At 40.3% G+C, this 11,676-nt stretch carries 1 protein-coding gene; it reads left to right on the top strand.

Annotated features, from left to right (window positions below; translation table 11 throughout):
* The first annotated feature begins 549 nt into the window (after positions 1-549).
* The gene (locus DCO46_RS15370) at positions 550-11,643 is read left to right on the top strand and encodes a gliding motility-associated C-terminal domain-containing protein (protein WP_116753394.1); all 11,094 of its coding nucleotides are present in this window, start codon (positions 550-552) and stop codon (positions 11,641-11,643) included.
* The last annotated feature ends 33 nt before the right edge of the window (positions 11,644-11,676 follow it).

The raw sequence follows: 11,676 nt of genomic DNA, 5'->3' as shown, positions 1-11,676 counted from the left end.
GCAACACAACTAAAAGGGGTAAATGTTGTAGCAGAGCGCTCAACAATAGAACAAAAAATTGACCGTAAAGTAGTAAATGTTGGAAAAGATTTAACTACATCCCTGGTTTTAGGATACAATAATTTCCCAGCTTCATGATTCAATTTGTAATAAGTTGATTTTACAACTTATCTCATTAACAGACAGCCTAATCAACTTCTGTTGATATTGTATCATACATTATATTATAGAATTCCCCCGGTTCTAGAAAATCTAAATTTTCATCGAAAATTTAGTTCAAACAACAAATCACTCCATTAGGAAAGCTGATTAGAGTCAGTATGTCCTTACAGTTCAAAAAATTATTTATTTAGATAAAAGTTTATTTATGTATATACAAATACATACAGATTGCTATTTAATTTATTTAAGAAATCTTATTTGAAGTCTTATTTGCTAAGGTTTTAAATTTTATTCTAATCAATTGTTTATTAACGCTTTTTCAATTGCCTAGGCATACGTGCCTATTGCAACAGGTATTTTATTGTCCATTTTCTAATCTTCCAAATTATGAAAAAAATCTTTACTTTTTGTAATCTCATTCTTGAGAAGAGATTATTCGGGCTGTTATTTTTATTCTTATTATGTAGTAATGCGTTCTCGCAATCAGTTTGCAGACCAACAGGTCAAACTAATAGCCAGGGCGGATTACTATGTGTAGGTTTAGATGTAAACAGTCCTGCAAATGCCTACGATGATGACGCAGGCTTAACAACGTATGCGACACTAACCAATGCCGTCGGTGTTGGCTGTTTTGTCGAAGAAACGCTGACGTTCAGTCAAACGGCAAGGGCCGGTGATCAGGTACTAATTTACTTTGGTACAGGTAATGGTTTATTAGATGTTTCATTACTGTCTAATGCAACCATCCAGACAAAATTATCCGGGACAAATGTTGGTGCCAGAACGTCATTAAACAATCCGCTTTTGAATTTGAATTTATTAACCGGCAATGGTGTCGGCGTAGTGCGTTATACCTTAACCGGAGATGCGAATCAAATTCAGATTCAGGTTGGAGGTTTACTTAGTCTATTGGTTAGTTTAAGAATTTATGATGTTCGTTTAGATTTTGCAAAACCTACTGTAACAGGTGGCATAAACCAGACGATTTGTTCAGGAACTTCAGCTAATCTAATTGCAACACCAGTAGCAGGGACAACATTAGCGTGGTACAGTTCACCTACATCTACGACGCCTTTAGTTACTGGAAATACTTATAATACGCCAAACTTAACAGCTAATACAACTTATTATATAGGTGTTACAAGAGCAGGGAGCTGTGAAGGTAGTGATCGCTTGCCGGTTGTAGTTAATGTTTCAAATCCGATTGCACCTGTCATTAATACTTCCGGAACTGCAATATGTTCTGCAGGGGCAACACAACAGACCACTTTATCTGTTTTAAATCCAATTCCGGGAACTACTTATTCATGGTTTTCTTCTTCAAGCGGGGGAGTCGCCTTAGCATCCGGAACGACTTATTCGCCAACAGTTCCTGTTGGTACAACTAATTTTTATGTAGAGGCTTCAATTGGGACTTGCCTGAGTCCTGCAAGAACTCCTGTTGCCGTTGTATCAAATGCGATTCCGGCAACACCAACTATTTTAACACAAAGTGTAACGATCCAATCCGGGCAAAATGCAACTTTAAGTGCCACAACTCCTGAACCAGGAGTGCTTTTAAATTGGTATGATGTCCCTGCGGGAGGAACCGCTGTAGCACTTAATTCACCAACATTTATAACTCCGGTATTAACTGCTACCAAAACTTATTATGTGGAAGCACAAAGTGGTTCGGGAAATTGCGTAAGTACAACAAGAGTACCTGTAACAGTAACGGTTATTCCATCTGCTTTAGGAGGATGTTTGGAAGCAAATAGCCAGCAGACTGCAGTAAACGGATTATGTTTATTGTGTACTTCATCAAATCCTAATAATTCAGTTGACGGAAATCCTGCTACAGCGGCACGATTAACACTTCCTATTGGATTATTAAATGGATGGATTCAGCAGACACTTCAATTTAATAATCCCGGAAAAGCAGGAGATATTGTTGATGTAGAACTTGAATTGCCAGGAGGATTGGCAGATGTTGCCTTATTAGGAGGGGTAAGTTTAGCTACTTATAATGGAGCTACTTATAATAATGACAGGATTTTTATCAATAATCCTTTGGTAAGCCTACAATTATTAACTGGAAATCGTTTCAGAGCGAGTGTAGTTGCAGGTGCCAATTTTGATCGTGTAGAAATTCGATTTGGAGCCGTTGTAACAGTATTAACAAGCTTAGATATTTATCAGGCAACTTATAGATATAAAGCACCAGCTATAACCGGGAATACTACTATTTGTACCGGACAAACGACAACATTAACAGCTGCGCTTGCCGTTGGTGAAACAGCAAATTGGTTTAGCAATCCTACAGGAGGAAGCCCATTAGTTTCAACAGCAGCATATACCACTCCGGCTTTAACAACAGCAACAACGTATTATGTTGAAATAACCAGAAATGGTTGTGTCAATAGTGAACGTTCTGCTGTTTTGGTTTCTGTTAATGATCCGATAGCACCGGCTTTGGATCCTGTTCCGGCAAATTTATGTGCAGGTCAGACTTCTACAATTACAGTTCAGGCACCTGTTACAGGTACTACTTATAATTGGTATGATGCTGCTTCGGCTGGGAATTTATTATTTACAGGAACTTCATTTACAACTCCTGCTTTAACAGTAAATACCAGTTATTATGTTGAGGCTGTTATCGGAGATTGTATATCTGCGACAAGAACTGCTGTCACATTAGTTGTAACTCCATTGCCAGCAGCACCGACTACAACGTCTGCTACTGTAATTATTCAGTCAGGACAAAATGTAACACTACAAGTAAATTCAGTTGCAGGTGTAGTTAATGATTGGTATGATGTACCGACAGGTGGAACAGCCCTGGCATCTAATACCAATACATTTACACCTTCACCTGCTTTGACTGCAAATAAAACATATTATGTTGAGGCAAGAAGTACAGGTTCAAATTGTTTAAGTACTGCGAGAACGGCTATAAATGTTGTAGTTATTAATACAGTTAGCAGCTGTTTACAGCCTAATTTGCAGAATGTAACCTTAGATCCCGGTTTATTGTGTGTTGGTTGTGGTTCGACAAATGACACGTTTTCTGTAGATGGAAATATTAATACAGCCACAACTCTTACAATACCGGTAGGGGTACTTGGAAGTTATATACAACAAGAATTGATTTTCCCTACGCCTGGAGAAGCAGGTGATATTATAGATGTAGAATTAGAAATCCCGGCAGGTTTGCTTGACATAAGTGCGTTATCTTATATCAGTTTAGCTACTTATAATGGAGCGACCTATAATGGTGACAGAATAAATATTAATGATAATTTATTAAGTGTACAATTATTATCAGGGAATAGATTTAAAGCTAGTTTTACAACGGCAGCTGTATTTGACAGAATTGAAGTTCGATTAGGTGGAGTAGCTACTTTATTAACGAGCTTAAATATTTATGGAGCTTCTTACAGATTTCCAGATGCAATTATAACTGGAAATGCCACTCCGATTTGTTCAGGACAGCAAGCAATTTTAACAGCAACAGCTCCGGGAACACAAACACAAACCTATACCTGGTATGATGCACCAACAGGTGGTGGTGTTGCAGCAGTTAATCCGACAATTCCATTAACTTCTACAACAACCTATTATCTTGAAGCTTCACGATTAGGGTGTATTAATAGTGTTCGTCAGCTTGTAACTGTGAATGTAAATCCTTATGCTACAGCTGTTGATGTTGTAGTTACAAGTCCAATTGAAGCGACTTGTGCAGGAGAAGCGGTAATCGCTCCAACATCTTCTTTAGTTGGTGCCGAGTTTAGATATTATACGACTCAGGCTAAAACACAGGAAATAATAACAGGAAGTGTTGTAGGTGGGGTTACTTTTACTAAAGATCCCGTTACCGGTGCACTCTCTTTAAGCGGACTTACGGCTGCTGGAGTGCCTTACAATTATTTTGTCTCTGTTTCCAGTCCAACTACCTGTGAAAATGAGATTAATAATTTGCAACCAGTAAGCATAACTATTCCAACACAGACTCCATTAGTGGTGACATCGCCACTAATAGCTTGTGGTAGTGCAGACCTTACTACTGCTATCACACCTTTTGATACAACGGGAAATACAACGTATACTTTTTATGACGCATCTAATAATGTAATAAATCCGGCTGCGGCAACCAATATAACTATAAGTGGTGTTTACTCCATTCAAGCTCAGGGTAACGGAGTTACTTGTCCATCTGTTATACTACCAGTAACAGTTACAATTAATCCGTTGCCAAGTTTGAGTGTAACACCTTCAATTTCTATAAATGCCGGAAATGCTGTTGCTTTAAACGCAACATCAGACGGTACGCTTGCCTGGTTTGATCCGCAAGGAAATCCCATAGCAGGTCCTCCGTTCTCAACAGGGGTTTTAAATACACCTGGAATATATACTTATACGGTAGTTGCAAGTAATGCTAACTGCTCAAGAACAGGTACAGTATCTGTAAATGTTATTGATCCGGCTAGTTGTCAGGATCTTACCCAAAGAGTGTATGCCAATGCGCAGACATCCGGTTCAATTGTAACAGGAGGAGTTTCTAATCAGGCAAATGCAGTTGACGGAAATCCTCAGACTTTTTCTACTATTACAACAGGAGTAGGATTATTAGGAGTGGGAACAACCTGGCAAAATTTAACCTGGCCTGCGAATATTGTTAAAGGAACTCCTGTAACTATTAAATTAGGTTCCGAATATAGTGCCGTGGCATTAGGACAAAATTTATCAGTAATCGGAACCAAAGCAGGAGCTGATATCGGAACAATGCAACCTGTTTCAAATTCATTATTAAACTTATTGTCAGGCGATAATGCATTTGAGTTTAGTTTTGTTCCATCAGATGGTACAGGTCCACAGGATTATGACGGAATCAGAATTCAATCAGCCTCAATTTTAAGTGTTGCTCAAAACACAAAAGTTTTTGATGCTTATTATACAATATCTGTACCAACAGTGGCATGTACTCCTGGTGATATTCAGGATATATATTATGGAGCAACAGATCTTGGGGTAGGAGCACTAACTGCGACAGTTGGTGTTGCGGATGCATGGAATGTAGCTGATAATGATGTTACAACATTTGCTACTATGTATAGTGGTGCAGGAGTTCTTGCTTCTGCAGATTTGACAGTAGCATTCAAAACGCCATCAATTGCGAGTGATACATTAAGAATTGTAGTTTCTAAACCAGCAGTTCTTTTAGATGTTAACGCACTTACCGGTTTTAGTATTCAGCGTTATTTAGGAAATGTAGCCGTTGGAAGTCCAATTCAAAATACAAGTACATTACTAAGTATAAGATTATTACCGGGAAATACAATGTCAATGGTACTTGTGAATTCTCAGCCGGAACCTTATGATCGGGTTAGAATTCGTTTTGGAGGAGTTGCAGGTGTGCTGGAATTTTTAAGAGTTCATACTGTTGAACGTGTAGCCAACACAAAAGTTATAGGAGGAGATCCAAATAATAAGGTGATAGTTTGTCCGGGAGCAGATGTTACGCTGCAAATACCGGAAGAAGATTGTTCTAAGTATGTTTGGTATGATGCGCCTACAGGAGGAAATGTGGTAGCGAACGGAATTACTTACACAGTTCCGGCAACCTTAGCTTCCGGAATCTATAGATATTATGTACAGCCAGTAAGATATGGATGTGAATCTTTTGCCAGAGGAGAAGTAGTCGTTGAGGTTAGAGCGTCAAGTCCAGTAAATGCTTTGACAGATATAACTTTAAACGGAGCAGCCACAACTTCTATTTGTTCTCCAAGCGGAACTGTAACACTTGCAACCAGTTTAACCGGAACTCCGACATTAACAAATCCAGTTTATTATTGGTATAGTTTTGACGGAACAACAAGTCAGTTAATTCCGGGAGAAATAACGGCTCAACTGATTGTTAATAGTCTGACACCGGGAACTTATACATATTATGTTGGAGTTAGTTCAAATGAATTTTGTGAAACTGCAGCAGCAGACAGAAAACAAATTACATTTACTATTTTGCCTCCATCTGTTGCTACAGATATCTCTGTTGATGATGTAGCAGTATGTCACGATGTACCGGCTTCTTTAATACCTACTGCAGCTACATTAACAAATCCAGTATTTACGTGGTATTTAGATGCTAATAAAAACCAGCAAATAACGAATGGATCCGTTTTTAACGGTGCAACTTATACAATAAGTGCTACAGGTGTATTAACAGCTACAGGTTTAACCCGCGCATTGAGCCCGGTGACATATTATGTAGGAGTTTCAAGTAATACTACCTGCGAAAATATTGCCGGTACTCTTCAATCTGCGACCATAATTATAAATGATCCAAATACACCAACCACAACGGATGTGAGTCAGGATTTCTGTTTAATTGATGCGCCAACATTTGCAAGTATTCAGGTAAATGAAACTAATGTGGTTTGGTACAATGCAGCAACAGGCGGAACAGCTTTTGCTTCAACAGCCGCTCTGACAAGCGGAACCTATTACGGTGTTATTTTAGACCCTGTAACCAGCTGTGAAAGTTCAGTTCGTTTACAAGTAACCATTAGTGTAACCGATCCGGGCACACCAACTACAACCGATACTACACAAGACTTTTGTTTAGTTGATGCTCCAACTTTTGCGAGTATTCAGGTAAATGAAGCCAATGTAGTATGGTACAATGCAGCGACAGGCGGAACAGCCTTTGCTTCTACAGCAGTATTGACAAGTGGAACGTATTACGGAGCAATTATCGATCCGTTAACCACTTGTGCCAGTAATACCAGATTAGCGGTAACGATCAGTGTAACCGATCCGGGCACACCGACTACAACAGACAATACACAAGACTTCTGTTTGATTGATGCGCCAACATTTGCGAGTATTCAGGTAAATGAAGCCAATGTGGTTTGGTATAATGCAGCGACAGGCGGAACAGCCTTTGCTTCCACAGCAGTATTGACAAGCGGAACTTATTACGGAGCGATTATCGATCCTTTAACCACTTGTGCCAGCAATACCAGATTAGCGGTAACGATCAGTGTAACCGATCCGGGTACACCGACTACTACAGACAATACACAAGACTTCTGTTTGATTGACGCGCCAACATTTGCGAGTATTCAGGTAAATGAAGCCAATGTAGTATGGTACAATGCAGCGACAGGCGGAACAGCCTTTGCTTCTACAGCAGTATTGACAAGTGGAACGTATTACGGAGCAATTATCGATCCGTTAACCACTTGTGCCAGTAATACCAGATTAGCGGTAACGATCAGTGTAACCGATCCGGGCACACCGACTACAACAGACAATACACAAGACTTCTGTTTGATTGATGCGCCAACATTTGCGAGTATTCAGGTAAATGAAGCCAATGTGGTTTGGTATAATGCAGCGACAGGCGGAACAGCCTTTGCTTCCACAGCAGTATTGACAAGTGGAACTTATTACGGAGCGATTATCGATCCTTTAACCACTTGTGCAAGCAATACCAGATTAGCGGTAACGATCAGTGTAACCGATCTGGGTACACCGACTACTACAGACAATACACAAGACTTCTGTTTGATTGACGCGCCAACATTTGCGAGTATTCAGGTAAATGAAGCCAATGTAGTGTGGTATAATGCAGCAACAGGCGGAACAGCCTTTGCTTCCACAGCAGTATTGACAAGCGGAACCTATTACGGAGCAATTATCGATCCTTTAACCACTTGTGCCAGCAATACCAGATTAGCGGTAACGATCAGTGTAACCGATCCGGGCACACCGACTACAACAGACAATACACAAGACTTCTGTTTGATTGATGCGCCAACATTTGCGAGCATTCAGGTAAATGAAGCCAATGTGGTTTGGTATTCTTCTGCAACAGGAGGAACAGCCTTTGCATCAACAGCAGTATTGACAAGTGGAACTTATTACGGAGCGATTGTTGATCCGTTAACCACTTGTGCCAGCAATACAAGATTAGCGGTAACGATCAGTGTAACCGATCCGGGCACACCAACTACAACCGATACTACACAAGACTTCTGTTTAATTGATGCTCCAACTTTTGCGAGTATTCAGGTAAATGAAACTAATGTAATTTGGTACAACGCAGCTACTGGCGGAACAGCCTTTGCTTCCACAGCAGTATTGACAAGCGGCACGTATTACGGAGCAATTGTTGATCCTGTAACCACTTGTGCCAGCAATACCAGATTAGCGGTAACGATTAGTGTAACTGATCCGGGAACTCCTACTACAACCGATACTACTCAGGACTTCTGTTTGATTGATGCGCCAACATTTGCTAGCATTCAGGTAAATGAAGCGAACGTAGTGTGGTACAATGCAGCAACAGGCGGAACAGCCTTTGCTTCCACAGCAGTATTGACAAGCGGAACGTATTACGGAGCGATTGTTGATCCGTTAACCACTTGTGCGAGCAATACCAGATTAGCGGTAACGATCAGTGTAACTGATCCGGGCACACCGACTACAACAGACACTACTCAGGATTTCTGTTTAGTTGATGCGCCGACTTTTGCGAGCATTCAGGTAAATGAAGCCAATGTAGTGTGGTACAACGCAGGGACAGGCGGAACAGCCTTTGCTTCCACAGCAGTATTGACAAGCGGAACTTATTACGGAGCGATTGTCGATCCGTTAACCACTTGTGCCAGCAATACAAGATTAGCGGTAACGATCAGTGTAACCGATCCGGGCACACCGACTACAACAGACACGACTCAGGATTTTTGTTTAATTAATGCGCCAACATTTGCGAGTATTCAGGTAAATGAAGCCAATGTGGTTTGGTATAATGCAGCTACAGGAGGAACAGCCTTTGCATCAACAGCAGTATTGACAAGCGGAACGTATTACGGAGCTATTGTAGACCCGGTAACTAATTGTGAAAGTTCAGTTCGTTTACAAGTAACAATCAGTGTAACTGACCCTGGAACACCAACCACAACCGATACCACTCAGGACTTCTGTTTGATTGATGCACCAACTTTTGCCAGCATTCAGGTAAATGAAGCGAACGTAGTTTGGTATAATGCAGCAACAGGCGGAACAGCTTTTGCTTCAACAGCACTATTGACAAGCGGAACTTATTACGGAGCGATTGTTGATCCGGTTACGACTTGTGCCAGCAATACAAGATTAGCGGTAACCATCAGTGTAACTGATCCGGGGACACCGACTACAACAGACACGACTCAGGACTTCTGTTTAATTGATGCGCCAACTTTCGCGAGTATTCAGGTAAATGAAGCGAACGTAGTGTGGTATAATGCAGCGACAGGCGGAACAGCTTTTGCTTCAACAGCAGTATTAACAAGCGGAACCTATTATGGAGCAATTGTCGATCCGGTTACGACTTGTGCCAGCAATACCAGATTAGCGGTAACCATCAGTGTAACTGATCCGGGTACACCGACTACAACAGACACGACTCAGGATTTCTGTTTAATTGATGCGCCAACTTTTGCGAGTATTCAGGTAAATGAAACCAATGTAGTTTGGTATAATGCAGCTACAGGCGGAACAGCCTTTGCTTCCACAGCAGTATTGACAAGCGGAACGTATTACGGAGCTATTTTAGACCCGGTAACTAATTGTGAAAGTTCAGTTCGTTTACAAGTAACCATCAGTGTAACTGACCCTGGAACACCGACTACAACAGACACTACTCAGGATTTTTGTTTAATTGATGCGCCAACTTTTGCGAGCATTCAGGTAAATGAAGCGAACGTAGTTTGGTACAATGCAGCAACAGGCGGAACAGCTTTTGCTTCAACAGCAGTATTAACTAGTGGAACGTATTACGGAGCAATTGTTGATCCGGTTACGACTTGTGCCAGCAATACCAGATTAGCGATAACGATAAGTGTGACCGATCCGGGCACACCAACTACAACGGATACTACTCAGGATTTCTGTTCTGTAAACGCACCGACTTTTGCCAGTATTCAGGTAAATGAGGCTAATGTAGTTTGGTATAATACAGCTACAGGAGGAACAGCTTTTGCTTCAACAGCACCTTTAACCAACGGAACGTATTATGGAGCAATTGTAAATCCTTCAGGAAACTGTGAAAGTGTGACCAGATTACAAGTTACAGTTACAATCGGAAATCCGGCAGCAACACCGACAACAACAGATACTACGCAAAATTTCTGTTCACTAAATTCACCTACAGTTTCTAATATTCAGGTAAATGAAGCGAACGTAGTTTGGTACAGCACAGCAACAGGCGGAACAGCAATTCCTGCGACAACTGCCTTAACAACAAATGTTTATTATGGAGCAATAGCAAGTGTTACAGGTTGTGAAAACCCGGTTAGATTAGCAGTTCAGGTAAATGTAAATACACCAGGTATCGTTACAACGCCTAACACGACTCAAACATTTTGTTTGTCTGCAAATCCAACAATTGCAAATATATTAGTGAACGAACCAAATATTGTTTGGTATTCTTCTGCAACAGGAGGAACACCATTAGCTGCAAATACATCTCTAACCGCTACTACTTATTATGCAGTAGCATTGAGTAATACAACAAATGGATGTATTAACGCCGCACGTTTGGCAATAACTATAGAATTTGAAAACGATGCTCTTGTACAGATTACAACAAGTGACAATACACCATGCGTTTTCCAAAATGTAACGTATTCAATTGCAAACGGAAAATCAGATTATGTGTGGTCAGTTACTAATGGAACAATTACTTCCGGAGGAGGAAATGCAGATGGTTCTGCAACAGTTTCATGGTCAGATGTTGGTCCGGGAACAGTAACGGTTACTTATACTAATAACTGTGACGAGACAACCACAAAAACATTAAATGTTACTGTAGCATCATGTTCTGATCTAACGATAACAAATACGGTTAGTAATCCATCACCAAACTTTGGAGAAGAAATTGTCTTTACTATAAAAGTAAACAATGTTGGCGAAGGACTAATTAACAATATACTTGTTAGTGAATTAATTCCAAGCGGATATACTCTTATATCATCTTCTACATCGAGCGGAGTTTATGATCCGGCAACGCAAGTTTGGACAATTCCAACTTTACCTGCAGGAACAAGTGAAACTCTCGAAGTAAGAGTTGTGGTATTGCCAAGCGGAAACTACAATAATGTTGCAACTATCGAAATTTCAACTCCTTTAGACGTTGATCCGACAAATAATTCAGCTACAGCATTTGTAGAACCGATTTGTCTGACAGTTTACAATGAGTTTACTCCAAACAATGACGGAGCAAATGATCTTTTCAGAATTGATTGTATAGAAACGCATCCAAACAATGAACTTAAAGTTTTCAACAGATACGGTGCATTAGTATACAGCAAAAAGAATTATGAAAATGATTGGGACGGAACTGCCAATGTATCGGGAGTTGTAAATAGAGGAGATATGTTGCCAACAGGTACTTATTTTTATGTGATAGACACTGGAGACGGAACGGTTAAAAAAGGATGGTTATCTATAATGAGATAAGCACATTTTAATCACATCTAATTAATTTAACTA

Origin of the sequence: Flavobacterium sp. HTF (assembly GCF_003105115.1) — a bacterium.
Lineage (GTDB): Bacteria > Bacteroidota > Bacteroidia > Flavobacteriales > Flavobacteriaceae > Flavobacterium.
The sequence above is the reverse complement of the archived record's forward strand: the minus strand, read 5'-3'. Positions and strand labels throughout refer to the sequence as shown.